The sequence below is a fragment of the Acidovorax sp. CF316 genome, from assembly GCF_000276605.1.
Taxonomy (GTDB): Bacteria; Pseudomonadota; Gammaproteobacteria; order Burkholderiales; family Burkholderiaceae_C; genus Acidovorax.
The window spans coordinates 1-26,639 of record NZ_AKJX01000047.1; the positions used below are offsets into that span (position 1 = coordinate 1).

The window sequence follows — 26,639 nt, forward strand, 5'->3', positions numbered from 1 at the left end:
CCGGCGGGCGCACCCGCCGGCCGCCCCGCCGTGGGGCGCGAGAGGTGCTGCAGGCTCCAGCCGGCCTGGGGCCCGGGTTGCTGCATGAGGCGCATGCATTCCATGGCGCGCTGGATGTTGCCGATCAGGCGTGTCTCGCCCAGTGCCGTCACGCACAGGGTGAGGAACTTGATGTTCTCGCCCATCACGTCGTCGTTGAAGGTGACGTGCAGCGTGTAGTCGCCATCGGCCATGCCCACGCGCGCGCCTGCAGGCACCTGCTGCGGGTTGGGCAGCGGCATGCTGCTCACGGCCCCCGGGAAATGCGGGAAGCGCTGCGGCCAGCCCCCGTCGGCAATACCGTACTCGGGGCCGAACTGCGACTGCACCACGAAGTCGATGGCGCGCAGCAGCGGGCCGGAGAAGCGCACATCGCGCTTTTCCACGAACATGCGCAGCAGCAACTGCGAGGCCACGGCCGTGCCCGCGTCGTCGAAGGTGGCGTTGCCGTAGTAGTGCTGGAACTCCTCGAGCCGCCAGCCGTTCTTGCCGATGGTGTCGTACCAGCGCTTGAGCGAGTCCTCGCCCGCGAAGTCATGGATGTAATTCCAACCGCCCGAGCGGTGCTGCGCCGCGACGATGGCCAGCGCCGTGCGCTCGGCCGCCTGGTAGTAGCGTTCATCGCCGGTGGCGTGGTAGGCATCGAGGTAGACATGGCCGACGGAGGGCGTGCCGGGCGGCTGGATCCAGCACATGGTGCGGTAGGCCTCCATTTCGCCAAAGGTCTGCTTGAGGTCGGGCGAATACGACCAGACGTAGCCGCCCTGGTAGGACACCACTTCGTCCATGTACTGGGCCGCGCGCTTGAGGCCGGCTGCGGCTTCGGCCCGGGTGCCGGTCAGGGGCGCCGGCCCGGAGTCGCCACCGCCGCACGCGGACAGCAGCAGCGGGGTCAGGGTGGTGGCAATGGCAAAGTCTCTGCGCTTCATCGGTTGTCTCCTCGAAGGTTGGGAACAGGGGCTGGCTGGCACCTCGTGTGCCGCCGTCGCAGGCCGGCCCATGGGCTCTTGTCCTGCTGTTGTGGCGCATCCATGACAGATGATGTCGTACAACTAGGGCGTGATTCTCTGCAGCGCAATCCGGCAGCGTGCTGGCGTTTACCCGAACCTCTTGTGTGCAGATGTTGCAGCAGAATGCGGTTGCTAGAGCCCGCTTGGCCGGGGATGGGTGCCTTTTCAGGCATTGAAAAAAGCAAATAAGTTATATGACGTCATATGAATTGGCGCATAACGGCCGGTGTCGAAGCCCTGGGGTTCGAACTGCCAGGCACCTGCAACCCAAGGAGGAGACCTGTGAACCGATGGACCCGATCCGGCATGGCGTGGCTGGGTGCCCTGTGCCTGGCCCTGCTGTGCGCCGAGGCCAGCCATGCGCAGGCACCCACGCGGCTGCGCGCATGGAACATCCACCCCGACGGTTACCCGGTGACCGAGGCCATGAAAGGCTTTGCCGCCCAGGTGGCGCGGGCCACGCAGGGCCGCTACCAGATCGAGGTGTTCTCCAACGCCACGCTGGGCGACCAGCCCAAGGCGGTGCAGATGCTCAAGAGCGGCGAGATCGACATTGCCGAGTTCAGCTCCGGCCCGCTGTCCGATGCGGTGCCCGGCATCAAGGTGCTGAACCTGCCGTTCCTGTTCACCGACTCAGCCCACATGTTCCGCCACCTCGATGGCGCGCTGGGGCAGCGCTTTGCCGCCAACCTGCAGTCCGCCGGCTTCGTGGTGCTGGGCTGGTACGACGGGGGCGGGCGCTCCTTCTATTGCGCCAACCGCGCGCTGGCCAGCATCCGCGACCTGGCGGGGGCGTCGATCCGCGTGCAGCAGTCCGAGGTGTTCATGGAGATGATCCGGCTGCTCGACGCCAAACCCGTGGCCCTGCCCTTCAAGGAGGTGCTGGGGGGCTTCCAGCAGGGCGCCATCGATTGTGCGGAGAACAACATGCCCTCCTACGAGTCCACCGGGCACTTCAAGGTGGCCAAGAGTGTGTACGTGACCAACCATGTGGTCTCCCCTGAGGCACTGGTGGTGTCCAGCGCGCTGTGGGCCAGGCTCTCGGCCGAGGACCGCAAGGCCTTCGCGGATGCGGGCGCCCAGTCGGCCCTGCTGATGCGCGAGCTGTGGAACAAGCGCGTGGCCCAGGCCTTTGAGAACACGGCCAGACAGGGGGCGCAGTTCGTGCGGGTCAAGGACGTCTCGCCCTTCGTGCGGCGCATGGCGCCGCTGTACAACAAGTACATGGCCGATCCGACCACGCGCGAAGAACTGCTGACCATCATTGCCAAATAGGGTGCGCGGCCAAGGGGGCCGCGTTCAGGCTGGAAAGGCCGAGCTGTGCGGCTGCAGGCACATGGGCCGTTCATCGAAAGCCAGCCAGCCCAATCGGTCGCACAGCGACTGCACCCAGGGGGTGTAGTCGATGCGCAGCGAGCTATGCATGGCGGGCGGGCTTTGGGACAGGTCTTCAGGCAGATGGAATTCCACCCTGTGGCCCAGCGCCGTGGCCTGGCCCCGGGTGGGGTGGACCCACTCCAATCCTGGCGCCACCTGCGCGAGGCATTCCTTGATGTGATCGGTGTCGCGCAGCATCAGCACGGTCTCGGGCGAGAGCCCATTGGTAGACAGTGGTAATCGCGCAGGTCGGAAGAACAGATAGGTGCAAGCCATGGGCGACATGGTGCACCTGGTCGCGCGCGTTGTGCGCGAGCCCCGGGGCTCACTGCGTGAACTATTGCGCAGCGCAGCCCTCCTGGCGGCAGGCATTCAGCGCTGTGTGGCCTCGGAGCTGGGCACGAGGTACTCCCGCACCAGGCTGCGCGCGCGGTGCAGCCGGCTCTTGGCCGCCTCGCGCGTGGTGGAAAGGCGCTGGGCCATCTCCTCGATGGTGAGCTCTTCGAAGTCGCGCAGCAGCAGGGCCTCGCGGTACTTGGGTGGCAGCGAATCGATGGCCAGGGCGAGGTCGTGGCGCAGTTCATCGTCGGGCCGGTGGGACCAGGCCATGCTGTCCTCCACCTGCGCCAGCGGCTCGCCTTTGAGCCAGGCCAGCGCCGGGCGCATGCACAGCCGCTGCACGATGCGCACCACCCAGCCGCCAAAGGCCGCCACCTCGCGCAGCGCACCCACGCGGCGGTAGACGATGATCAGCGCCTCCTGCACCACGTCATCGGTCGCGGTGGTGGCTGCGCAGTGGCGCAGCGCATAGCGGCGGATGTCGGGCCGGGCCAGCGCCAGCAGGCGCTCCATGGCCTCGGCATCGCCGGCCCGCGCCGCGGGCAGCAACTGCGCCACCGTGGGCAGTGCCACGCCCATCACTCCACCGGCTTCCTGCCCACCATGGCGCAGGCCGGGCAGTAGCCGAAGAGCCCGGTCACGATGCCCGTGGCGCCCGATGCGGCCAGCACCAGGCCGAGCGGCGTGGCGCCGAGCCAGAAAAGGCTGGCGGCGATGAGGACCACTCCGGCGACGATGCGCAGCAGGCTTTCGGGGCGGGTGATGTTCTTGCGGTACAGCATGGCAAAGCTCCTTGGGGGTTGAAAGAGAAGGCGCCGGCACGGGGCGCCTTCCCTGACAAGAGCGGGCCTTGGAGCCAAAGGATTCATGCTGTGGGAAAAAAAGTTTCAGCCGAAGTGGTCGAACGAGGCATAGCGCTGGTCCACCGGCCGGCCTTGTCCATCCACCAACCGCAGGCCGGTTTCTGCCTCGATCGTGCCGATGCGCGCCACCGGGGTCTGGCTGGCCTGCGCAGCCGCAGCCACCGCCGCGCGCTGCAAGGGTGGTGCGGTGAAGGCCAGTTCATAGTCGTCGCCACCGGCCAGGGTGCACTGGCGCAGGAGCTCTGGGTCCGCCACGGCGCTGCCCTGGGCCATCAGGGCGCCCGCGAGCGAGGTATCGATGCGCGCACCCACACCCGATGCCTTGAGGATGTGGGACAGGTCTCCCAGCAGCCCGTCGCTCACGTCCATCGCGCTGCTGGCCACGCCGCGCAGCGCCAGGCCCAGGGCCACGCGCGGCGTGGGCCGCTCCAGCCGCTGGCGCACGGCAGCCAGCACCCCGGGCGCCAGCGCGGTGTGGCCCAGCAGGGCTTCCAGCGCCAGCCGGGCATCGCCCAGCGTGCCGCTCACATAGAGGTCGTCGCCGGCGCGCGCACCGCTGCGCAACAGGGCCTGGCCGACAGGCACCTCGCCGAACACGGTGATGCAGATATTGAGCGGGCCCTGCGTGGTGTCGCCACCGACCAGCTCGCAGCCATGGGCATCGGCCAGGGCCAGCAGCCCCCGTGAAAAGCCGGCCAGCCAGGCCTCGTCCACGCGTGGCAGCGCCAGCGCCAGCGTGAATGCCAGTGGCCGGGCCCCGCAGGCGGCCAAGTCCGACAGGTTCACGGCCAGCGCCTTGTGGCCCAGGGCCTCGGGGGCCACATCGGCAAAGAAGTGGCGGCCTTCCACCAGCATGTCGCTCGACACCGCCAGTTGCATGCCGGCGGCAGGCGCCAGCAGTGCGCAGTCGTCCCCCACGCCCAGGGCTGCGCGGCGCACGGGCCGCGTGAAATAGCGTGCGATCAGATCGAATTCACCCATGGGGGGATTGTGGCGCGTCGCGCCGCACGCTTGTGGGAGGGTGACATACCACTGCAACACAGGCTGCCTAGAGTCAGCGGTTCGCGGCCCGGACTCCTTGTCCGCAGGCCCACCCCTCTTGCGCGGTGAAAAGGACTTTCGCCAGCGCCTCCCCATTGACCTACACACCCGCGCGCACGCGGAGGAAACGAGCATGACCACCGTCTACCACGCCCTGTCGACCAGCAATTTCAGCCAGGACTGGACCAATACCGGGCTGATCACCACCGCCAATGACTGGAGCGGTGTTCCCTCCATCATGGGATACCTGGGCAACGGCCTGACGGCGTCGACCGGCGTCGACCCGCAGACCGTGGTGGCGGATGGGGCGGGCGGTACCGTGGGCGTCTTTGCCCAGGCGCTGGTCACCAGCTCGTCTGGCGGGGCCGCCGAATTCGATGGCCTGGCCAATCCTGTGGTCGGGCTGCAGGGCTCCGGTTCGGCCAACGCGCCGCACCTGGTGGTCCACCTGGATGCCTCTGGTCGCAAGGACATCGTGGTGAGCTACACCCTGCGCGACGTGGACACCACCGCCGACAACGCCGTCCAGCCCGTGGCATTGCAGTACCGCGTGGGCAACACGGGCAATTTCGTCAATGTGCCTGCCGCCTCCGTGGCGGACGCCTCGAACGGCCCGTCCCTCACCAAAGACACGCCGGTCTCGGTCACATTGCCTGCCGATGCCAATGGTGCGGCCCAGCTGCAGCTGCGCATCATCACCACCAATGCGGTGGGCAACGACGAATGGATCGGCATCGACGACATCGTGGTGAGCTCCACCGCCGCCGGGCCCGTCGGCCCCAGCCTGGCCTACAGCGGCAGCATCAACGAATCCCAGGCCTTCGACGGCCATCTGGCCGCAGGTTCCAAGATTACCATCACGCTCACCGGCGAGACCTTCACCGGCGCCGATGGCGCCAGCCTGCTGTCCGCAGCCACGGTCAGCAATGTGCCCGCAGGCCTCACCGCCGTGCTCACCCGCACCAGCGCCACCACGGCCGAACTGGGCTTCACCGGGACCGCCAACAGCCATGCCAACGCCAACGACGTCAACAACCTGACGGTCACGTTTGCCGATGGCGCCTTCACCGGCGGATCGGCTGCCGGTGTCACCAACGCCACCAAGAGCAACCTCAGGATCGACTTTGCCGACCTGGGCTCGGCCGGCAGCCAGCAGACCTTCAGCCCCAACACCGGCACCACGGCGGGCAGCTCCGACGCCTCGGCCGCGCTGGCGCTTGACGCCAACTGGATGGTGGTGGGCGACGACGAAGCCAGCGTGCTGCGCGTGTACGACCGTGCCGGCGGACCGGCCGTCAAGGAATGGAACTACGGCACCGCCCTGGGCAATGGCGGCGAACTGGACCTGGAAGCCGGCACGCGCATTGGCGACACCTTCTACTTCACCGGCTCGCACAGCAACAACAAGAGCGGTGCGGACCAGGACAGCCGCGAATTCATCGTGGCCGTGCAGATCACCGGCACGGGCGCCGACACCCAGTTCACCTACCTGGGCAAGCACAGCGGTCTGGAAGCCCAGCTCGTGGCCTGGGACCAGGGCAATGCACACGGCAAGGGTGCGAACTACTTCGGCTTCGCGGTGTCTTCGGCCACCGGTGTGATCCCCGAGAACGTCAACGGCTTTTCCATCGAAGGCATGACCGCCTCGCAGGACGGCAGCAAGCTGCTGGTGGCCTTCCGCGCGCCACAGACCGACGCCAACACGCGCGATAAGGCCGTGGTGCTGGAGCTGGCCGTGGCGGGCCTGGTGGATGCCAGTGGCGGCTCCGCACCCAACGTCAGCGCCGTCCACGAACTCAACCTCGGCGGCCGCGGCATCCGTTCCATCGAGAAGGCTGGCGACGGCAGCTACCTGATCCTGGCCGGCCCATCGGGCTCGGCGAGCAACGAAGTCACCCACGACTTCCGTCTGTTCCGCTGGGACGGCGTGGGCACCACGCCCACCGAGCTGGACGTGAACCTCGATACCCTGCGCGACCCCACAGGCGGCAGCTTCGAGACCATCGTCGACGTGCAGAGCACGGCCCAGGGCACCCTGGTGCAGTTGCTGCAGGACAATGGCGACAGCACCTGGGGCGGTTCCACCGCGTCCAAGGACCTGCCCGCAGCACAGCAGAAATTCGTGGGCAACTGGGTGCAGATCGGCGCCAATGTCGCCGACAGCACGGGCCCCACACTGGCCAGCAGCACGCCTGCCGACGATGCCGCCAACTTTGGCAAGAGCGCCGACATCGTGCTGCGCTTCAATGAGGGCGTGGCACGTGGCACGGGCGACTTCGTGATCAAGAAGGTCAGCGACAACAGCGTCGTGGCGACGATCGCCGCCACCGACACCACCCAGGTCACGGTGGCCTTCAATACCGTCACCATCAACCCGACGGCCGACCTGGCTGCGGGCACCGCGTACTACGTCGAAGCCGTGTCCGGCACCCTCAAGGACCACTACGGCAACAGCTGGACCGGCCTCACGGGCAATGCTGCGCTGAACTTCACCACCTCGGCCGCCCCGGCGCCCAAGCTGCTGATCACCGAAGTCAACTCCAACGCCACGCCCGGCGACTTCTTCGAGCTGTACAACTACGGCAGCACGGAGATCGACCTCACTGGCTGGAAGTGGACCGACTCCGCAGGCGTTTCCGGCACGATGGGCAGCTTTGCCAGCGGCACCAAGATCGCCGCCGGCGGCAAGCTGGTGGTGGCCGGTGAGACGGCAGACCCCACCGCACTGAAGACCGCCTGGGGCCTGGACGCCGGCACCAATGTCGTCGCCGTCGGCGGCCCCGGCCTGGGCAAGGGCGATGGCGTGGTCATCCTGGACGGCAGCGGCCAGGTGGCGACGGCCCTCAACTACGGCGGCGCCGCGTTCACCAATGGCAGCACGACGGTGAACCCGCTGGCCAAGAGCGGCGGGGGCGTGGTCAGCGTGACAGAGCACGCGGGCGTGGCCGTGGGTGGCACGGCCACCGCATCCGCCGTGTGGGACGGCGTCTCCACCACCAACCCGACCTACAAGGCCGCTGTGGTGGGCGAACTGGGCGCTTTTGCACAGACCGGCACGCCGGCCAACATCGGCTCGCCCGGAACGCTGGTGGTTCAAGCGCCCAAGCTGCTGATCACCGAAGTCAATTCCAACGCCACCCCGGGCGACTTCTTCGAGCTGTTCAACTACGGCACGACCGAGATCGACCTGTCTGGCTGGAAGTGGACCGACTCGGCCGCCGATCCGACCAAGCTGGGCACGTTTGCCAGCGGTACCAAGATCCCTGCCGGCGGCAAGCTGGTGGTGGCCGGTGAAGTCACCGATCCCGCCGCGCTGAAGGCGGCCTGGGGCCTGGATGCCAACACCAGCGTCGTGGCCGTGGGCGGTCCGGGCCTGGGCAAGGGCGACGGCGTGGTGATCCTCGACGCCAACGGCCAGGTGGCCACGGCCATCAACTACAGCGGCGCTGCCTTCACCAATGGCAGCACGGCGGTGGCGCCCATGTCCAAGACCGGTGGCGGCGCGGTGACCGGCTCCGAGCACGCGGGCGTGGCCTTCGGCGGCACGGCCACCACCTCGGCCGTGTGGGACGGCCTGTCCACCACCAACCCGACCTACAAGGCTGCCGTGGCCGGCCAGCTGGGCGCCTTCGCGCAGACCGGAACGCCGGCCAACATCGGATCGCCGGGCCTGACCAGTGCCCCGGCCCTTCCACCGGGCGCGGCCCCGAGCTACACGCAGACCTTCGAGAACGCCGCAGGCTTCAGCGAGTTCACGGTGTTCAGCAAGGATGCCGACGCGGCCAGCAGCTGGTACTACAGCGCGGCCACCAAGACCGCCGAGGTCAACGGCTTTGGCGACACCGCCAATGCCAACGACTGGCTGGTCTCCAAGGCCTTCAACCTCGACGGCACGAGCGCCGAGTTCCTGAGCTTCAGCACCTGGACGCGCTTTGCCGACACCGGCATCGCCGACCCCGAGGTCAAGCTCTACTACTCCACCAACTACAGCGGCTCGGGCGACCCCACGGCCGCCACCTGGACGCAGCTGTCCTACACCCATTCGCCGGCAGACAGCCAGACGACCACGCCCTCGGGCCTGATCGACCTCTCGGCCATCCAGGGCGCGAATGTCCACTTCGTGTTCCAGTACCAGGCGTCGGGCACGGGCTCCAACACCGCCTCGAGCTGGCGCGTGGACGACTTCAAGCTGGAGAGCTTCACGGGCCCGGTGGTCTCCATTGCCGCCACCAGCGCCGACAAGCCGGAAGGCAACAGCGGCACCACCAACTACACCTTCACCGTGACGCGCGCGGGCGATGCCTCGGCCGCTGCTTCGGTGCAGTGGGCCGTGGCGGGTTCGGGCGGCTCGCCCGTTGCGACCGATGACTTCGTGGGCGGTGCACTGCCCTCGGGCAGCGTGAGCTTCGCGGCCGGCGAGACCAGCAGGACCATCACCATCGGCGTGCAGGGCGACACCCAGCTGGAGCAGGACGAGGCCTTCACCGTCACACTGTCGGGCGCATCGGCGGGCACCACCATCATCGGCGGCGCTGCGCAAGGGCTGGTTCGCACCGACGAAGCCCCGATCACCAGGATCCACGAGATCCAGGGCAGCACCGACACCGCGCTGCTCATGGGCAACACGGTCACCATCGAAGGCATCGTGACCGGCTACGCGCCCAACCTGCAGGGCTTCTACGTGCAGGAAGAGACGGCCGACTACGACGGCAATGCCAGCACCTCCGAAGGCATCTTCGTCTACTACGGCAGCACCCCCATCGCGGGCCTGGATGCGAACAGCGTGGGCGACAAGGTGCGCATCAAGGGCACGGTGGCCGACTTTCGCGGCCAGACACAGCTCACCGCCCCCACGGGCTTCACGCTGGTGCAGGACAACGCCGGTCTGCCCGCTGCGGCGGTGGTCACGCTGCCCGTGGCCAGCGCCGTGGACTGGGAGGCCTATGAAGGCATGCTGGTGACCGTGCAGTCCGGCACGGCCGGCGGCAAGCTGGTGGTCACCGACAACTACAACCTGGGCCAGTACGGCCAGGTCACGCTGACCTCGGACGCCGTGCAGTCGCAGTACACCGAACTGCATGCGCCCAGCGTCAGCGGCAACACCGACTACCTGGCCGAACTCAAGAAGGACCAGATCATCCTGGACGATCTGAACGGCTCGCAGAACCCCGCGACCCACATCGGCCGCGGCGGCCAGCCGCTGTCGGCCAGCAACACGCTGCGCGCGGGCGACAGCGTGGCCAGTGTGACCGGCATCGTCGATCAACTGGTGGACGCGGCCGCCGCCACGCACGAAACCAGCTACCGCGTGCAGCCCACGCAGGCCGTGAACTTCACGGGCGATGCCCGTCCCACCGTGGCCGACATCCCGGCCAGCATCCGCAATGCCGAGATCAAGGTCGGCTCGGCCAACGTGCTCAACTACTTCACCACGCTGGGCACCGGCAGCTTCACCACACCCGACGGCGCCACGCAATCCGGCCGCGGTGTCACCAACAGCGCCGAACTGGCACGCCAGCAGGCCAAGGTGGTGGAGAACCTGGTGGGCATGGACGCCGATGTGCTGGGCCTGATGGAGGTGCAGAACAACGGCTTCGCCGACGGCAGCAGTGCCCTCGACGCGTTGGTGGATGCGCTCAACGCCAAGGCCGGTGCAGGCACCTATGCCTACATCAAGGCGCCCTACAACGATGGCGCCAAGGCCGGAGATGCTGCGACCGCAGGCACCGATGCCATCATGGTGGCCATTGTCTACAAGCCCGGCAAGGTGACCCCGGTGGGCCAGGCCGCCGTGGCCGACCCCACCGTGTACACCGCGTTCTCGGCCGCCTTCGGCAGCCGCGTTCCGGTGGCCCAGACCTTCAAGTCCAACGCCGACAACGAAGAGTTCACCGTGGTGGTGAACCACTTCAAGTCCAAGGGCAGTGTGCTCGATGCCGACATCGGCGATGGCCAGGGCGCCAACAACCTGGCCCGCGTGAAGGCCGCCGAGGACCTGTCCGCCTGGCTGGCCACCAAGCCCACCGGCACCACCGACAGCGATGTGCTGCTGGTCGGCGACTTCAACGCCTATGCCAAGGAAGACCCGATCACCAAGCTGGCCGCCAATGGCTACACCAAGGTCTCCACGGGCAACTCCTATTCGTTCGACGGCCTCTGGGGATCGCTCGACCATGCGCTGGCCAGCGGCAGCCTGGCTGGCCAGGTGAGCGGCACCTACAAGTGGGGCATCAACGCCGAAGAGCCGGCGGTGCTCGACTACAACATGGAGAACAAGAACGACGCGCAGGACGCGAGCTACTTCAATGCCGATCCCTACCGTTCGAGCGACCACAACCCGATCCTGATCGGCCTCAACCTCGACAGCACGCCCGCATCCGGTGGCGGTGGCACGCCCATCCCGCCGACCATCCCCGTCATTCCCCCCACGGCGCCTGGCGAACCCGCCACGCTGCAGGGCTCCAGTGGCAACGACATCATCGTCGTGCCGAACCTGCCCCTGACCCGCGTGGTCACCGGCGGCGGTGCCGACACGGTGACGGGCGGCAGCGGCGTGGACACGGTCGTGGTCTCGGCCACGCTGGCCGACGTGCTGCGCCTGGGCATCAGCCAGGACAGCAGCGGCAAGGTGGTGATCAACACCCCCACGGGCCCCGTCACCCTGAGCGGCGTGGAACGCGTGGAGCTGCAAGGCAGCCTGTTTGCCTTCGACGTGGCGCTGCCCAGCGCGACCAGCGAGGGCGGCAAGACCGGCCAGATGCTGGCCCTGGCCTACACCATCTTCGGCCAGAAGCCGGACACCGCAGCCCTGAGCCAGTGGGTGCACAAGGCCGACAGCCTGGCGGGCCTGGACGCGCTGGCCCAGTCCTTCATCGATGCGCTGGCCCCCGGCATCGGCAATGACGGCCTGGTGGGCTTCCTGTTCCAGAGCGTCACGGGCGTGGCCCCCACGGCCCAGCAGGTGCAGGAGTTCGCATCGCTGATCGGCCCTGGCAAGGCCTATGCCACGCAGGGCGCCTTTCTGGCGGCGGTGGCCAAGCTGCCGATCGCCACGGAAGGCCTGGCCGAGCTGGTGGGTGTGGTGCAGCCGCTGGACGCCAGCGCATTCTGAGCGCCGCAGGGGTGCATGCCGGCCTGGCCTGCGTCAGGCTGGCGGGCCCGCGAACCACTGGGCCCAGTGGTCGATGCAGGCCTTGATCTTGGGCAGGCGGTGCCTGCGCGTGAGCGTGATGGCGTGGATCGGCGAGGGCTGCTCGTCCACCCACGCGCGCAGCACGGGCGCCAGCACGCCCTGCTGCACCAGCGGCTCGGCCACCAGCGTGGCCAGCCGTGCAATGCCCAGGCCTTGCAGCGCCAGGCGCGCCGTGATGCCGGTGCTGCCGGAGCGCCAGTGCCCGTCGGCCACCACCACATGCGGTTCACCGTCGACGATGAAGGGCCAGCGGTTGAGCTGGGCCACGGCGCTGTTGGTGATGAGTCGGTGGCGGTGCAGCTCGTCCGGGTGCTGCGGCGTGCCATGGGCCAGCAGGTAGGCCGGCGTGGCATAGAGCCGGCGCACCAGCGTGCCCAGCGGGCGGGCCACCACGGTGTCACTGGTGGGTGGACCGGTGCGGATGGCGATGTCGATGCCGTCGCGCGCCATGTCGGCCATGCGGTCGTCCACCACCAGTTCCACGCGCAGCAGCGGGTGCGCCTGCTGCAGGCTGTCGAAGCTGGGGATCAGCAGGTGCTCGGCCACCACCGAGCTGGCGGCCACGCGCACCGAGCCGCTGGCCTGGCCGCTCTGGCTGGCGAACTCGCCTTCGAGCTCGTCCATGGTGCTGGTCAGGCGCCGGCAGTACTCGAGAAAGGTCAGCCCCTCGGCCGTGGGCGTGAGGCCGTGGGTCGAGCGGTGGATCAGCCGCGCATTGCATGCCTTCTCGATGCGCGCCAGCGTGCGTGACACCTGGCTCACGGGCACGTCGCGCTCGCGTGCCACGGCCGAGAGCGAGCCCAGGTCCGCCACACGGACGAAGAGGTGCATGTCTTCAAAGCGGATATCGCGCATGGGCCAATGGTAGCGGCACCCATCGCAGGGCGAGGGCGGCTTTGCAGCCGGCGCAAAGCGCTGTTGCAGCCCGGGGCGTTGCCCCGAGGACTTGCCTTTCCTACAGTCGCGGCATCTTGGAAAGGGAGGCCCCCATGCCGCCGCACACTGAATGGAAACTGTCCGATTACCTGCGCTGCAGGCAGGCGGCGGTGCAGCAGGCGAACAGGCTGCGCAACGAAGCGCTGTGGAGCGCTCCCGGCATGCTGTGGCGCGGCTGGAGCCGGTTGCTGGGCGCAGGCCGGCACTGGTGGCACCGCCCGCATGGATGGCGCGCCTGAGCGCAGCGCTACCCGGCCTGGGTCGTGCCCGGCGGCTGGGAGAACGCGTGCCCCACGAAATCCACGAAGGCGCGCACCCGCGCCGCCAACTGGTGGCGCTGGGGGTAGATGGCGTAGATGTCCGCATCGGGCGTGAAGTACTGGGGCAGCACCGGCACCAGCCGGCCATTGCGCAGATGGCGCTCGATGTCCCACTGTGCGCGCATCAGGATACCGTGGCCGTCCAGTGCCCAGTTCACGGCGATCTCCCCATCGTTGGTGGTGAGGCTGCCACGCGTCTTGACCGCCTCGACCTGGACGCTGCGGCCCCGGCCGCTGGACAGCCGCCACACGCCGTAGGCCTCCTCGCCCTGGCGGATGCCGATGCAGTTGTGCTTGGTGAGGTCGTTGGGCACTTTGGGAATGCCATGCTGGGCCAGGTAGGCCGGGGACGCGCAGAGGAGCCGGCGGTTCGGCGCCAGGTGCCGCGCGATGACGCGCGAGTCTGGCGGTGCGCCAAAACGGATGCAGACGTCGAACGCGTCTTCGGTCAGCGCCGGCGGGTTGACCGACAGCTGCAGCTGCACTTCCAGTTCGGGGTACTTGCGCACGAATTGCGAGATCAGTGGCGCCACATGGCTGCGCCCGAAGCCCAGCGTGGCGTTCACCCGCAGCAACCCCTTGGGCACCGCCTTGGAAACCCCCAGCAGCTCCTCCATGCCATCGATCTCACCCAGGATGCGCCGTGCATTCTCCAGGTACAGCTCGCCCTCGGGCGTGAGGCCCATGCGCCGCGTGGTGCGGTTCACCAACGCCACCCCGAGCCGAGACTCCATCAGCGCCAGGTGCTTGCTCACGGCCGGCGTGGTGATGCCCATCTCACGCGCGGCAGCGCTCAGGCTGCCGGCGCTGGCCAGCGAGGAGAAGAAGCCCAGGTCCGCGGCTTGGATGCCCTTGCCCATCGTGCCTCCCATTGTTGAATCCAGGTTAACGATGGATTGAATATTAGCGTGAGCGCAGGGCCTGCGGTGTTCCTACAGTGGCGGCATCGATTCACATCCCGCACGGAGACGCCCCATGAAGACCTACCAGATCGCGACCATTCCCGGTGACGGCATCGGCAAGGAGGTCGTGCCCGCGGGCCGGCAGGTGCTGCAGGCCCTGGCCGCCGCCCAGTCCTCCTTCCGCTTCGAGTTCGAGGATTTCGGCTGGGGCGGCGACTACTACCGCGCCCACGGGGTGATGATGCCCGCGGACGGGCTCGATGCCCTGCGCGGCAAGGATGCCATCCTGTTCGGCTCGGCCGGCGACCCGCACATCCCCGACCACATCACGCTCTGGGGCCTGCGCCTGAAGATCTGCCAGGGCTTCGACCAGTACGCCAATGTGCGGCCCACGCGCATCCTGCCGGGCATCGACGGTCCGCTCAAGCGCTGCGGGCCCGACGACCTCAACTGGGTCATCGTGCGCGAGAACTCCGAAGGCGAGTACGCCGGTGTCGGCGGGCGCGTGCACCAGGGCCACCCCATCGAGGCCGCCACCGACGTGTCGATGATGACGCGCGCCGGGGTCGAGCGCATCATGCGCTATGCCTTCCGCATGGCCCAGTCACGGCCGCGCAAGCTGCTCACCGTGGTCACCAAGAGCAATGCCCAGCGCCATGCCATGGTGATGTGGGACGAGATCGCAGTACAGATCGCGAAGGAATTCCCTGACGTGGCATGGGACAAGGAACTGGTCGACGCAGCCACGGCGCGCATGGTCAACCGCCCGGCCACGCTGGACACCATCGTCGCCACCAACCTGCACGCCGACATCCTGAGCGACCTGGCCGCCGCGCTGGCCGGCAGCCTGGGCATCGCGCCCACCGGCAACATCGATCCCGAGCGCCGCTACCCCTCGATGTTCGAGCCCATCCACGGCTCGGCCTTCGACATCATGGGCAAGGGCCTGGCCAACCCGGTGGGCACCTTCTGGTCGGTGGTGATGCTGCTCGAGCACCTGGGCGAGCACGCCGCCGCCGCGCAGGTGATGGCCGCCGTGGAGTCCGTGACCGCCAACCCGGCCCTGCACACGCGGGACCTGGGCGGCAGCGCGACCACCGCCCAGGTGACCGATGCCGTCTGCGCACAACTGGGTGTGCAGGCACAGCGCAAGGCCGCTTGAGGTCCGCACCTCTCCCCGGGGCCCTGCGCGCCCCGCCTGCTTCGCCGCGGGCCGACCGGAATCCGATGATGCATGGGGATACCCCGCAAGCCCTGCTGCGCCGCATGTTCGACGCAGCCATCGCAGCCGCACAGCCGGCGCTGTGCGTGCCACCCCACCTGCCGCTGCCGCCCAGGGGGCGGCTCGTGGTCATTGGTGCGGGCAAGGCCTCGGCTGCCATGGCGCGTGCGGTCGAAGACCACTGGCCCGGTCCGCTGTCGGGCCTGGTGGTCACACGCTACGGCCATGCCGTGCCTTGCCAGCGCATCGAGATCGCCGAGGCTGCACACCCCGTGCCCGATGCGGCGGGTGAGCAGGCGGCACGCCGCATGCGGGCCCTGGTTGCCGGCCTCACGGCCGACGACCTGGTGCTGTGCCTCATCTCCGGCGGAGGCTCCTCGCTGCTGCCGCTGGCCTTGCCGGGCATCACGCTGGCCGACAAGCAGGCCCTCAACCGCAGCCTGCTGGCCAGCGGCGCCAGCATCGCCGAGATGAACTGCGTGCGGCGCCACCTCTCGGCCCTCAAGGGTGGGCGGCTGGCGCTGGCCTGCGCGCCCGCGCGTGTGGTGAACCTGCTGCTCTCCGACGTGCCGGGCGACGATCCGGCCGACATCGCCTCCGGGCCCACCGTGCCGGACCCGAGCACCTGTGCCGACGCGCTCGTCATCCTGCGCCGCCATGGCATCGCGGTGCCGCCGGCCGCGCTCGACCTGCTGGCCAGCGGTGCGGGCGAAACGCCCAAGCCCGGCGCTGCCGGCCTTCCCTCCATCGAGACCCGCCTCGTCTGCACGCCGCAGATGGCACTCGAAGCCGCTGCGGCGGTGGCACGCGAAGCGGGGTGGAACGCCCACATCCTGGGCGATGCGATCGAGGGCGAGTCGCGCGATGTGGCCCAGGTGCTTGCAGGCATCGCGCTGCAGGTGGCACGGCGCGGCCAGCCCTTTGCAAGGCCCTGCGTGCTGCTGTCGGGCGGCGAGACCACGGTGACCCTGCGGGGCCAGGGGCGAGGCGGACGCAACGTGGAATTCCTGCTGGCCCTGGCCATCGCACTCGGCGGCGAGCCCGGCATCCATGCCCTGGCCGGTGATACCGATGGCGTGGATGGCCAGGAGGAAATCGCCGGCGCCACGCTCGCACCCGATACCCTTGCACGGGCACGCGCCCTGGGCCTGCGCGCCCGCGACCGGCTCGACGACAACGACGCCCACGGCTTCTTCGAGGCCCTGGGCGATGCCATCGTCACCGGCCCCACGCTGACCAACGTGAACGACTTCCGCGCGATCCTGATCCCATGAAAAAGGTGCAGGCTCTGCGAGAGCCTGCACCCTGTGGGACAGCGCAGGGCCCGGTCTCCCGGGCGCCACCGCGGGCTTCAGTCGATCGAGACCTTCGCCTCCTTCACCAGGCGGGCGTACTTGGCCGTGTCATTGCGGATCTGGGCCTCCATCTCGGCCGGCGTGTTGCCGATGGGCTCGGCGCCGATCTCCTCCATGCGCTTCCTGAAGTCCGGCGACTGGATGATCTTCACAAGCTCGGTGTTCAGGCGCGTGACCACCTCCTTGGGCGTGCCTGCGGGCGCCATGATCCCGAACCAGGTGCCCTGGTCGAATTCCTTCATGCCCGATTCCGCGAGCGTGGGCACGTCGGGCAAGGTGCTCGAGCGTTTGGCCGTCGTCACCGCCACGGCGCGCAGCTTGCCCGCCTTGATGTGCTGCACCACCGGCGTGAGGGTGTCGAAGGACATGTCGATCTGCCCGCCCAGCAGGTCGGTGGTCAGCGGCGCGCTGCCCTTGTAGGGCACGTGCAGCAGGTCCACGCCGGTCAGGCCGGCGAACTGCGTGCCGATCAGGTGCTGCACCGTGCCGTTGCCGTTGGAGCCGTACGAGAACTTGCCCGGCGCGGCCTTGGCCAGCGCGACCACGCCCTTCACATCGGTGGCTGTGGACTTGGCGTTCACCACCAGCACATTGGGCACCAGCGCCACCGTGGTGATGGGCGCGAAGCTCTTCTCGAAATCGTAGGGCAGCTTGCGGTACACGCTGGTGGCGATGGTGTGGTGCACCGCGCCCATGAGCAGGGTGTAGCCATCGGCCTTGGCCTTGGAAACGTAGTCCGCCCCCAGCGTGGCACCGGCGCCGGGGCGGCTTTCGACGATCACCGCCTGGCCCAGGCTCTGCCCGAGCCGGTCCGTCAGCGCACGCGCCAGCACGTCGGAACTGCCTCCGGGCGGGAACGGCACCACCAGGCTGATGGGCTTGGTGGGCCAGGCCTGCGCGAAGGCGGTGGGGGCGGCAAGGCCCAGGGCGAGCGCGGCGAGAGCCGTCAGCCTTGCGCGAGGTGAATGGGGGGCGTTCATGGTCCTGTCTCCTGATGGTTTTCCCCGGTCGGGGAAGCCCGCAGTCGGGTGCTGCGGTGCGTGGCACCATCATGCGTGGGCAGGTCTGGAGTGCGCGGGCGCGAAGTTAATTCGCCCTTAACTGCAGGTGAACAATCAGGCCGGTCCCAGTGGCATTGCACTCAGGGCCATGGCCGCCCCGGGGCCGAGCCGCTCAGGCGTGCGCGCCGCGAAAACGCTGCGCGGCCTGGCGGCTGACCTCGGCCAGCAGCTGCTCCTCGCGCTGGCGCTCGCGCAGCCAGCGTGCGTCGTTCTGGCCGGCCTCAGTCTCGGTGCGCAGCATGTGCATGGCATTGGCCGCGCCCTGCATGGCGGCATGGCTGGCGATCTTGTCCATGGTCATCATGATGTGCTCGCGCAGCGGCATGTGGTCGCCGGTGGACGGGTCCACGTACACCGCGTCCATGCCGAAGCGGCAGGCCTGGAAGCGGTTGTAGGTGTAGACCAGGTAGTCGTCCTCTTCGGGCATGAAGGGCTGGTCCGCGAGGAACCAGGCACCGAGCGACTGCACATAGCCCGCCAGGGCCGCGGCGCGCTCGATGGTCAGCGGCGTGTCGAACACGCGGATCTCGATGGTGCCGAACTCCGGCTTGGGGCGGATGTCCCAGTAGAAGTCCTTCATGCTCTTGACCACGCCGGTGCGCGTCATCTTGTCGAAGTAGGCGGTGAAGTCCTCCCAGGTCAGCGCGAACGGTGCCCGGCCCGACAGCGGGAAGGCGAACACCGAATTCAGGCGTGCCGAGTCGAAGGCCGTGTCCTGGCCCTGCACGTAGGGGCTCGATGCCGACAGCGCGATGAAGTGCGGGATGTAGCGTGACATGCGGTGCAGCATGAGCAGCGCGGCATTGGCATCGGGGCAGCCGATGTGCACGTGCTGGCCGAAGATGGTGAACTGCTTGGACAGGTAGCCGTACAGCTCCGACAGCTCGCGAAAGCGCGGCTTGTCGTAGATGCGCCGCTCGTGCCACTGCTGGAACGGATGTGTGCCGCCGCCCACCACGGCGATGTTGAGCTTGTCGGCGCTCTTGACCAGGGCATCGCGGATCGGCGTGAGCTGGCCCAGCACCTCGCTGGCCGAGTGGCAGATGTCGGTGGAGATCTCGATCATGCTGTTCGTCATCTCGGGCACCACACTGCCGGGCAGCGGTGTCTTGTGCATCAGGCGCAGCATGTCCTCGGCGTAGGGCGCGAGATCGTAGTCGTTGGTGTTGACGAGCTGCAGCTCCAGCTCGACGCCCAGCGTCAGCGGTTCGGAATGGTTGAAGGCTTCAAGGCTCACGCGTTGTCTCCGTTGCTGCTGGTGGCGGTGTTCGACAGGGGCGCCCAGGGTTTCGAACTCTCCCCTGCGCGGTAGATGGCCACGGTGGCGATCACCGCGCCCAGCACCTCCATCAGCAGGATGGCGGGCAGGGCAACGCGGGCGATCAGGTGGCCGGTGGAAGGCGAGGCCACGACGAACTGCGAGGCGATCAGCAGGGCGATGGAGGACATGGGCGTCATCGCGCCGCCGACCCACAGCGCCTGGCGCCAGCTGGCACCGCTGCCCACGTTGCCCAGGGCCACGCCCAGCACCTTGGCCACCAGGCGCACGGCGATCAGGGCCAGCACCACGCCGGCCACGGGGCCGCTCCAGTCGGCCTGCGCGGCCACGGTGGAGACCAGCACGAACATCAGCATGGTCAGCAGCGACGAGGCATTGCCCAGCTGGCGCGGCCAGGCCCAGGGGCGTGGGTTCACCTGCTTGAGCAGGATGCCGCCCAGCAGTGCGGCCAGCGGGGCCGATCCGCCCATGTGCGCGGCCACGGCCGTGCCGGCCGCGATCAGCGCCAGCAGCAGCATGGAGGTGTTTTCGCTGGCCGGGCTCATGATGCGCAGCGCCATGCGCATCACCAGCGCCAGCGCGGCCGCCACCACCACCGAGACGCCGAGCACCACCACCACGGGGTACATGGTGTCCAGAAGCGTCAGGCTCTGGCGATTGATCTGCTCGGCGCGGGCACTGCCCAGGGTCAGCGCGTACAGCGTGGACAGGGTGGCGAGCACGATGGCGCGCTCGGTCACCGGGCCGGCGGCGCGCGTGTCGGCCACCACGCGCGTCAGCACGGCGGGCGAGGCGGCCAGCGCCACCAGGGCCAGCGGGCCGGCCACCTGGGTGGGCTGGTTGAGCCATACCAGCACCCAGTACACGGCGAAGTAGGTCAGCGTGGATTCGGCGATGCTCTGCACCAGCACCATGGGGTTGTGGCGGAACCAGCGCAGCGGAATGCGCCCGCCGCACTCGAACAGCACCAGCGCGATCCCGAGCTCCAGCAGGAACAGGCCGATGCCCTGCAGCGGCCACAGCGCGCCGCTGAAGCCGGCCAGGCCTGCGGCCGTGCCCACCAGCGAATAGCCCACTACCTTGGGCAGGCCGGTATGGCGCTGGCACAGGTAGCCCGCCACGGCGGCCACGGCCAGCAGCAGGGACCATTGCACGGTGGGGAGCCCGGCCGAGGGGCGCAGCCACTGCGCCCAGAAGCTCAGGATTTCATTCATGTAGGTGACCTCTGCATGGCGCGGGCACGGCAGGCGCCCGCGGGTTGATTCTTCGGCAGCACGGCACCACCGGTGCGGTGGCCCGTGCCGGGCGGTACCGGCCAGATCACATCGGTGCGGCGCGGCATGGTGCACAGCCATGGCCCAGCCGACAGACAGCGGCTGGCGCTCCGTTACCTTAACGTACCCTGCAGAGACCTCAGGAACCGCTTCGGCTTTGCGCACCGGCCGAGGCCTGCCAGGGTGCGCCTAATTTAACTGTCTCCATCCGTGCTTCTTGTAGGACAGTTTCGAGCTTTGTAAGGGGCTGTGCGCAGTCTGTTGCGGGGTGTTTCAAGGCCCGGGGGCAGCGCGCCCGCGCCCCGGCATGAAGAAGCTCAAGGGGGCCGAGCCCAGGCGCTGGCGGATGGCCGCATAGATGCGCGAGCGGTCCACGCCGCTCACGCTCTGTGCGCGCAGCGCCAGGCTGAAGGCCAGGTAGAAGCTCACCGTGACGTTGAGCGCACCGATCAGCGGAATGGCCGCCACGGCCCACCAGAAGGCCTGCATATGGACCACGGCCAGGCCCAGGGCCGCGCAGGCCGCGCCGATCTGCCCCGTGGACAGCGTCACGTGCCGCACGTCCAGGCCCAAGCCGAAGAAACCCGCGATGGCCGGCACCAGGCCGAGCATGAAGCCGAGCGAGATGTTGGCCGCGAAGCCCGAGAGGTTTTCGCGCAGGAAGCGCGCCCAGCGGGCTGCGCGCGCATGGCCCAGCAGACCGGTGATGCGTGGGTTGTAGTGCATGGCCGAGTCCAGCCGGTGCAGCACGAACCAGTTCTCCGTCCAGCCCGCGATGATGCTCGACAGGAACAGCAGCACCCCGGTGAAGGCCGCGAAGAACAGCGAAGGCCCGAGCAGGTGCAGTGACTCGAACACATGCTCGGCCTGCCTGGCCGTGATGGCCGGCGCCCCGGTGGCCTGTGCGATCAGCAGGGCCAGCACGAGCACGGCCGGGAAGACCACGAGCACATTGCCCAGCACCGCCGCCACCTGCGAGCGCACCAGGTGGGTGATCTCGTCGACGAAGGACTCGATGGCATCGCTGGCCCCGAGCTCCTTGAGCTTGGCGGCCATGGCCGGGGCCGTCATCGCCGGCTGCTTGGTGGCCACCGTGAGGTGCAGCAGCTGGATCAGCACGAAGGTGACAGCGTAGTTCACGCCCGCCCAGAAGCCGCCCCAGAAGGCCGACAGTGCCAGCGCATACAGGCCGAACTTGGCCAGCGTGGTGAAGGCCATCAGCGCCCCGCCGCCGGCTGCCTTCTTCACCATGGAGCGGTACTCGGCGCCCGTGCGGGTGATGTAGTGCTCGCCCGTCTCGGCACTGCGCTCGGCCACCTTGGCCGCGAGCAGCGAGGAGTTGGAGGCGAACAGCGCGCGCAGGCTGCGCCGCTCCTGCCCCACCAGCACCAGGCTGGCCATGAGCTTGGCGGCCGTCAGCGCCGGCTGGGGCGACAGCAGGCAATCGAGCAGCAGGCGCACGCGCAGGATGCGCTCGCGCAGCTGGCGCAGGCGGAACACCAGGCCGACCGAGATGCCGTTGTCCTCGAAATGCGTGTAGACCGTCGCGGCCGCCGCGCGGCAGGCCTCGAGCCGCTCGCGCAGGCGCTGCACGGCGGCGTCGAGCCGCTCGGGCGTGCGCAGGCCGTGCAGCACTTCCACGCGCAGGCTCTCCACGTCGTGGATCAGGGCATGGAAGGGCTGGGACTCGCGCGCCGCCTCGCTCATGCGCAGGCGCAGCTCGGGCGCAAAGCCGGTCGAGAGGATCTGCCCTGCGCAGTAGGTGATGGCGTCGAGCAGGGCCTTCTGCCAGCGCGAGGCGCCGCCCGTGTCCGTGGGCGCCAGCAGGTGCACCAGGCGCGTGAGCTGGGCTTCGTCCAGTGCGGCCACCCACTGGGCGTCGAACCCGCCCGGCAGGGCCAGCATGAACAGTTCCGAGGCATCGATGGTCTCGGGGCTTCCCGGCAGCAGCTTGGTGCGCAGGCGCTCGGCCACCTCGCTGGCCAGCGCTGTGCGTGGCGCAAAGCCGAAATCGGCCAGCAGCGTGGTGATGTCCACCGTGTCCACCAGCACCGCCCACCAGGCCTGCAGTTTGGCCTGCACCTCGGGGCGGGTTTCCACCGCATCCAGGAACAGCTGCAGCCGGCCGATGGCGCCCGGCACCGAGTCGCGCTTGCCGCGCACCCAGTCGAGCAGGCCGATCAGCCACAGGTGGCGGTGCGCCAGGTCGGCGGCGGGGTCCAGCTGTGCCAGGATGCTGGCGAGGTCGACGCTGCGGCTCAATGCAGCACCCGGCCGGTCAGGGGCTGCCCCGAAGGCCCCTGGTTGATCGCCTCCAGCATGAACAGGTCCACCTTGGCGTCGAAGGGCTCGCCTTCCTCGCCCACGCAGTGGAAGGTGCCGTGCATGGTGCCGCTGGCCGTGCGCAGGCGGCAACCGCTCGTGTACTGGAACGACTCACCGGGCTTGAGCAGGGGTTGGTGCCCCACCACACCCAGGCCCTTGACCTCCTCGGTGTGGCCGCGCGAATCGCTGATGATCCAGTGGCGGGAGATCAGCTGCGCGGGCGCATCCCCGGCATTGGTGATGGTGATCGTGTAGGCGAAGCTGAACACCCCCGTGTCCGGGGCAGACTGCTCCGGCAGGTACTCGGGCTGCACCTGCACGTCAAACTGGTACTTTGGCATGGGCGAATGGTAACTGCGACAATCGGGGCATGAGCCGACCTTTTCGCATAGCCCCCTCGATCCTCTCCGCCGATTTCGCCCGCCTGGGCGAAGAAGTGCGCAATGTCATTGCCGCCGGGGCGGACTGGATCCACTTCGACGTGATGGACAACCATTACGTGCCCAACCTCACTTTCGGCCCCATGGTGTGCCAGGCGCTCAAGCCGCACGCCAAAACGGCCGATGGAACCGCCATTCCGGTGGATGTGCACCTGATGATCCAACCCGTGGATGCCCTGGCAGCCGCGTTTGCCGATGCCGGCGCCGACTACATCAGCTTCCACCCCGATGCCTCGGGCCATGTGCATCGCAGCATCCAGGCCATCCGCTCCAAGGGCGTCAAGCCCGGCCTGGTGTTCAACCCGGCCTCGCCGCTCGACGTGCTGGACTGGGTGATCGATGACATCGACCTGATCCTGATCATGAGCGTGAACCCCGGTTTCGGAGGCCAGAGCTTCATCGACTCCGCCCTGCGCAAGATCGAGGACGTGCGCCGTCGCATCGACGCTTCCGGCAAGGACATCCGCCTGGAAGTGGATGGCGGCATCAAGACGGACAACATCCGCCGGGTGGCGGATGCAGGGGCCGATACCTTCGTGGCAGGCAGCGCCATCTTCGGCAAGCCGGACTACAAGGGCGTCATCGACGCCATGCGCCTGCAGCTGGGTTGAATCCGCCGCAGGCGATCTTTACTTGGCGGGAACGATGATCGTGGTCGTCGTTGATTCGCGCAGCACGCCGCCGCCAGAGACCGAGCCACTCACGGCACTGCTCTCGACGCGTCGCACACACTCCGAACGCTCCTGCGCGTTCTGGAAGGCATTGCAGCGGTCGGTGCCGTTGGCTGCGGCGATAGGGCCGGGGTCGCTCAGCTGGCCCTTGCGCGATGCATCGAGCGCGTTGGTGGCCTCGCGCATGCAGGTCGCCATGCTGTCCTGGGTGTTGTTGGTCATGCACTTCTGGCGGTCCTGCTCATAGCGGGCAGTGGCCTCCGAAGAAGCTGTCTGGGCCGAAGCGGCGCCAGAAGCCACCAGCAGGGCAGCAGTGAGGACTGGGGCGAAAAAAGCGAAACGTTTCATGGCGAGGGCTCCTTGCGCAGGGCGCAAATGACAGGGGTGCAACCAAGTTGCAAAAGGATGGATGCAGCGTAGCCCCGCATCCCCTGGCACCCTGTCGGACAGCGCCCACCCCGGCCGTGCGCCGTGGCGCCTTCTTCCTGCGGCCTTGCCTAGCCCAGCCGCTGGAACGTCAGAATGAACGCCACCCCATCGGCCGTGTTGCGCGCATTGATCGTGCCGCCCATCTTGGCCATGTAGGTCTTGGCCACGAACAGCCCCTGGCCCCGGTGCTCGCCTTCGCCCACGGGCGTGGGCAGGTCGGGGTCGGACACACCAAGCTCGAAGATGCGGCCCAGCAGGTCGTCGGCAATCGTGGCCCCCACGTTGTGCAGCGTGGCGCTGGCGGTGGATTCCGACGCCGTGAGCGTGAGCGTGATGGCCGTGCCCGCGGGGCGGTAGCGGTCGGCATTGCGCAGGATGTGCGTCACCACGTCCTCCAGCGCAAACTCGTCGGCGCGCACGATGACTGCGCCGGCGCCTCCGGGGTACACCACGTCCACGATGCCCGCGAAGTGCGCGTTGCCCGCCACATGGCGCAAGAAGGCGTCGAGGTCCAGCCGGCCCTGCGGCACGTCGGCCGCCTGCAGCGCCTCGGCCGGCGAGGCCGTGCCATAGAGCACGTGCACCGCCTGCTGCATGCGCTGCACGTAGCGGTGCCCCGGGTCGCCCGGCCCGCCGTGCAGCACCATCAGCGACTGCAGCGGCGACATGATCTCGTGGCCCACGGCGTGCCACATGTCGCGCTCCTGCTGGGCGCGCAGCTGTTCGCGCTGGATGTCGTCCTTCACGCGCTGCAGCAGGTCGGCCAGGCCGCCCGCAAGAATCCCGAGCTCGTCCGAGCCGCGCAGGTCCGAGACGTCGAGGTCCCCGAGGCGCGGGCCGATGTGCCCGTCCTGCACGTTGTAGGAGACGGCGGCCGCGCGGCGGGTGAGGGCGGTCACGCGGCGCAGCAGCCCCACTTCCACGATCAGCCAGGCCAGCGCGATCGCCGTTAGCATGGCCCCGAGGTACCAGGACATGCGCGTGGCCACCGCCGCCAGGCCCTGCTCCAGCCCGCGCAGGTTGCCGGTGAAGCTGACCACATAGTTGCCCGTGGGCGTATCGAGGATATCCAGGCCCGCCGGCGTGGCGCGCGCATCGGGCGCATCGAGCGGCAGCCAGCTCACCAGGCGGATCAGCCAGGGCGCCGAGGGCTCGGCCTGCACCTCGCTGCCCTTGAGGGTGAGCGCGCGCTCCTCGCCTTCGCCCATCTTGCGCACCTGCACCTTCTCGCCGGGAAGCAGGCTGCGCGTGACTTCCGCCAGCGAGGCGCCGGGTTGCGCACCGGGGGCATTGCTGTCGAACAGGGCCGGGCCCTCACCGGGCGCGAGCATCTCCACGCGCACGCGCATGCTGCCCAGGTCCTCGGGCGGCCACACCAGGCGCTGGTCCTTGCGGAACAGCGCTTCGCGGAACAGCTCCACCGGCAGGCGGATGGAATAGAAGCTGCGGCGCTGGCAGTCGGGCGCTGCACCAGCCAGGTCGCGGCACTGGCCGTTCTGCCACAGCCAGCCGCGGAAATCGCGCACCGGGCGCGCGCGCACATCGAGGGTGTCGCTGCCTGCGTCCACAAAGCCCGTGAGCCGGCCACGCGCTCCGGGGCTGGTGCCGGCCGCCGTGCCGCTTGCCGGCGCCATGGCCTCGAACGGTGCCACCCAGCGGCTGGTGGTGCCGCGCATGTCCAGCGTCACGCGGGCGCGGTGCACGGCCGCCAGGTCCAGCGCACCGCGTTCGCGCGCCGCCAGCTCGCCGGCATAGAAGCTGCCCACGATGTAGATGAATCCGCCCGCGTACGGGTTGTTGCCGATGGCCGCGCAGACCGAAGACCCATCGGGGTACAGCACCGAGCAGCCGGCCATCTCCACCGCCTGCTGGGCCTTGTTCTGGTCGTCGAAATCGATTGCCGAGTAGGGCAGCAGCAGCGGGGCCAGCGGCGTGGCCCCCTGGCCCAGGCTGGCCGAGTTGAGCAGCGCCAGTTGTCCCGAGGGGTGGCGCAGCCGCGCCATCACCTCGGCCTGGCTGCGCTGAAAGCCGTGCTGGTAGCTCTGCCAGGCGCGCTCCTTCTCTTCGCGCAACAGCACCACGCTGAGCGCCACGGTGGCCACCGCGAGCAGGATGAAGACGCTGCGCACGAGGATGCGCAGGCGAAAGGCCGGCAGCCCCAGGCGCGGCATTTCGAGCCGGGGCATCTCCAGGCCGGGGCGCAGCAGGCGCTTGATCATGTCTTCAGGCGGCCCTGCGCCAGCGGCGAGCCGACCCAGCGGAAGCCGCGCATGGGCACGTTCTCGATGCCCTCGAAGCCCGGGTCCACCTCGCGCAGGGCCTCGCGGATGGTGCTCACGTGCTTGCGCACGTTGTCGCGGTTGCGCCCGCTCTTGACCACCTCGAACAGCTCGTCGTACGACACCACCTCGCCGCTGCGCTGGTGCAGCGTGGCCAGGATGCGCTGCGCCGTGAGCGGCAGGTTGATGCGCTCGCCGCGCCAGGTGGGGCTGCGTTGCCACAGCGGATCCAGCACCAGCGCATCGCCGGGAGCGACCGCCGCAACGGCGGCGGGGTGCGCCGCC

Annotated in this window: 21 protein-coding genes; 6 read left to right on the forward strand and 15 right to left on the reverse strand. The window is 68.8% G+C overall.

The genetic code is table 11. From position 1 onward, the window contains the following. Positions 1-968, reverse strand: a 968-nt coding sequence (locus tag PMI14_RS05525) for a pectate lyase (protein ID WP_007850912.1), incomplete at its 3' end; no start/stop codon positions are given. A 387-nt stretch (positions 969-1,355) separates the two neighbouring features. Here PMI14_RS05525 and PMI14_RS05530 point away from each other — a divergent pair. Further along, positions 1,356-2,324: a TRAP transporter substrate-binding protein gene (locus PMI14_RS05530; protein WP_085947269.1), complete on the forward strand. Its 969-nt coding sequence runs from the start codon at positions 1,356-1,358 to the stop codon at positions 2,322-2,324. Positions 2,325-2,348: 24 nt separating this feature from the next. Here the strand turns inward: PMI14_RS05530 and PMI14_RS05535 are convergent, their stop codons facing one another. From PMI14_RS05535 to thiL, 4 genes are all read right to left on the reverse strand, one after another. Next, complete coding sequence (locus PMI14_RS05535; RefSeq protein ID WP_007850916.1) at positions 2,349-2,711, reverse strand: hypothetical protein; 363 nt, start codon at positions 2,709-2,711, stop codon at positions 2,349-2,351. 87 nt (positions 2,712-2,798) lie between these two features. Beyond that, positions 2,799-3,344 carry an RNA polymerase sigma factor gene (locus tag PMI14_RS05540; RefSeq protein ID WP_007850918.1) on the reverse strand — a complete coding sequence of 182 codons (546 nt, stop codon included), beginning with the start codon at positions 3,342-3,344 and terminating at the stop codon, positions 2,799-2,801. Continuing rightward, the gene (locus PMI14_RS05545) at positions 3,344-3,547 is read right to left on the reverse strand and encodes a DUF2892 domain-containing protein (protein WP_007850919.1); all 204 of its coding nucleotides are present in this window, start codon (positions 3,545-3,547) and stop codon (positions 3,344-3,346) included. The genes PMI14_RS05540 and PMI14_RS05545 overlap by 1 nt, the downstream gene beginning before the upstream one ends. A gap of 105 nt (positions 3,548-3,652) precedes the next feature. Continuing rightward, on the reverse strand, positions 3,653-4,609 hold the full coding sequence (gene thiL / locus PMI14_RS05550; RefSeq protein WP_007850921.1) for a thiamine-phosphate kinase: 957 nt from the start codon (positions 4,607-4,609) through the stop codon (positions 3,653-3,655). Between the two features lie 193 nt (positions 4,610-4,802). Between thiL and PMI14_RS33375 the strand changes: the two genes are divergently transcribed. Next, entirely contained in the window at positions 4,803-11,780 is a 6,978-nt protein-coding gene (locus PMI14_RS33375) for an ExeM/NucH family extracellular endonuclease (protein ID WP_007850924.1), read from the forward strand. A 33-nt stretch (positions 11,781-11,813) separates the two neighbouring features. Here PMI14_RS33375 and PMI14_RS05565 read toward each other — a convergent pair whose 3' ends face one another. Continuing rightward, the gene (locus PMI14_RS05565) at positions 11,814-12,692 is read right to left on the reverse strand and encodes a LysR family transcriptional regulator (protein ID WP_238541806.1); all 879 of its coding nucleotides are present in this window, start codon (positions 12,690-12,692) and stop codon (positions 11,814-11,816) included. Between the two features lie 158 nt (positions 12,693-12,850). On the opposite strand from PMI14_RS05565, the gene PMI14_RS05570 reads away from it, so the two are divergent. After that, on the forward strand, positions 12,851-13,036 hold the full coding sequence (locus PMI14_RS05570) for a hypothetical protein (protein ID WP_007850928.1): 186 nt from the start codon (positions 12,851-12,853) through the stop codon (positions 13,034-13,036). Between the two features lie 8 nt (positions 13,037-13,044). Here PMI14_RS05570 and PMI14_RS05575 read toward each other — a convergent pair whose 3' ends face one another. Then, positions 13,045-13,977 carry a LysR substrate-binding domain-containing protein gene (locus tag PMI14_RS05575; protein ID WP_007850930.1) on the reverse strand — a complete coding sequence of 311 codons (933 nt, stop codon included), beginning with the start codon at positions 13,975-13,977 and terminating at the stop codon, positions 13,045-13,047. A gap of 115 nt (positions 13,978-14,092) precedes the next feature. Between PMI14_RS05575 and PMI14_RS05580 the strand changes: the two genes are divergently transcribed. Together PMI14_RS05580 and PMI14_RS05585 are read left to right on the forward strand one after the other, a co-directional pair. Further along, a complete protein-coding gene (locus tag PMI14_RS05580; RefSeq protein WP_007850931.1) occupies positions 14,093-15,181 on the forward strand; it encodes a tartrate dehydrogenase in 1,089 nt (362 codons plus the stop codon). 65 nt (positions 15,182-15,246) lie between these two features. Beyond that, positions 15,247-16,515, forward strand: a complete 1,269-nt coding sequence (locus PMI14_RS05585; RefSeq protein ID WP_007850934.1) for a glycerate kinase — start codon at positions 15,247-15,249, stop codon at positions 16,513-16,515. A 77-nt stretch (positions 16,516-16,592) separates the two neighbouring features. Here the strand turns inward: PMI14_RS05585 and PMI14_RS05590 are convergent, their stop codons facing one another. From PMI14_RS05590 to apaG, 5 genes are all read right to left on the reverse strand, one after another. After that, positions 16,593-17,576: a tripartite tricarboxylate transporter substrate binding protein gene (locus tag PMI14_RS05590; RefSeq protein WP_007850935.1), complete on the reverse strand. Its 984-nt coding sequence runs from the start codon at positions 17,574-17,576 to the stop codon at positions 16,593-16,595. A gap of 193 nt (positions 17,577-17,769) precedes the next feature. Next, positions 17,770-18,894 carry a YbdK family carboxylate-amine ligase gene (locus PMI14_RS05595; RefSeq protein ID WP_007850937.1) on the reverse strand — a complete coding sequence of 375 codons (1,125 nt, stop codon included), beginning with the start codon at positions 18,892-18,894 and terminating at the stop codon, positions 17,770-17,772. After that, positions 18,891-20,150, reverse strand: a complete 1,260-nt coding sequence (locus PMI14_RS05600) for a cation:proton antiporter (RefSeq protein ID WP_007850939.1) — start codon at positions 20,148-20,150, stop codon at positions 18,891-18,893. The genes PMI14_RS05595 and PMI14_RS05600 overlap by 4 nt, the downstream gene beginning before the upstream one ends. Before the next feature lie 333 nt (positions 20,151-20,483). Beyond that, positions 20,484-22,472, reverse strand: coding sequence for a site-specific recombinase (locus tag PMI14_RS05605; protein ID WP_007850943.1), 1,989 nt, complete (start codon positions 22,470-22,472; stop codon positions 20,484-20,486). Continuing rightward, a complete protein-coding gene (gene apaG, locus PMI14_RS05610) occupies positions 22,469-22,876 on the reverse strand; it encodes a Co2+/Mg2+ efflux protein ApaG (RefSeq protein ID WP_007850946.1) in 408 nt (135 codons plus the stop codon). The genes PMI14_RS05605 and apaG overlap by 4 nt, the downstream gene beginning before the upstream one ends. Before the next feature lie 29 nt (positions 22,877-22,905). On the opposite strand from apaG, the gene rpe reads away from it, so the two are divergent. Further along, positions 22,906-23,586 (forward strand): ribulose-phosphate 3-epimerase, encoded by a 681-nt coding sequence (gene rpe, locus PMI14_RS05615; protein ID WP_007850948.1) that lies wholly within the window; start codon positions 22,906-22,908, stop codon positions 23,584-23,586. Between the two features lie 18 nt (positions 23,587-23,604). Here rpe and PMI14_RS05620 read toward each other — a convergent pair whose 3' ends face one another. The 3 genes from PMI14_RS05620 to PMI14_RS05630 form a co-directional block, all read right to left on the reverse strand. After that, entirely contained in the window at positions 23,605-23,994 is a 390-nt protein-coding gene (locus PMI14_RS05620) for a hypothetical protein (RefSeq protein ID WP_007850950.1), read from the reverse strand. Positions 23,995-24,143: 149 nt separating this feature from the next. Continuing rightward, positions 24,144-26,294, reverse strand: a complete 2,151-nt coding sequence (locus PMI14_RS05625; protein WP_007850952.1) for a HAMP domain-containing sensor histidine kinase — start codon at positions 26,292-26,294, stop codon at positions 24,144-24,146. Continuing rightward, positions 26,291-26,639, reverse strand: a 349-nt coding sequence (locus tag PMI14_RS05630) for a winged helix-turn-helix domain-containing protein (RefSeq protein WP_007850954.1), incomplete at its 5' end; no start/stop codon positions are given. The genes PMI14_RS05625 and PMI14_RS05630, both read right to left, overlap by 4 nt.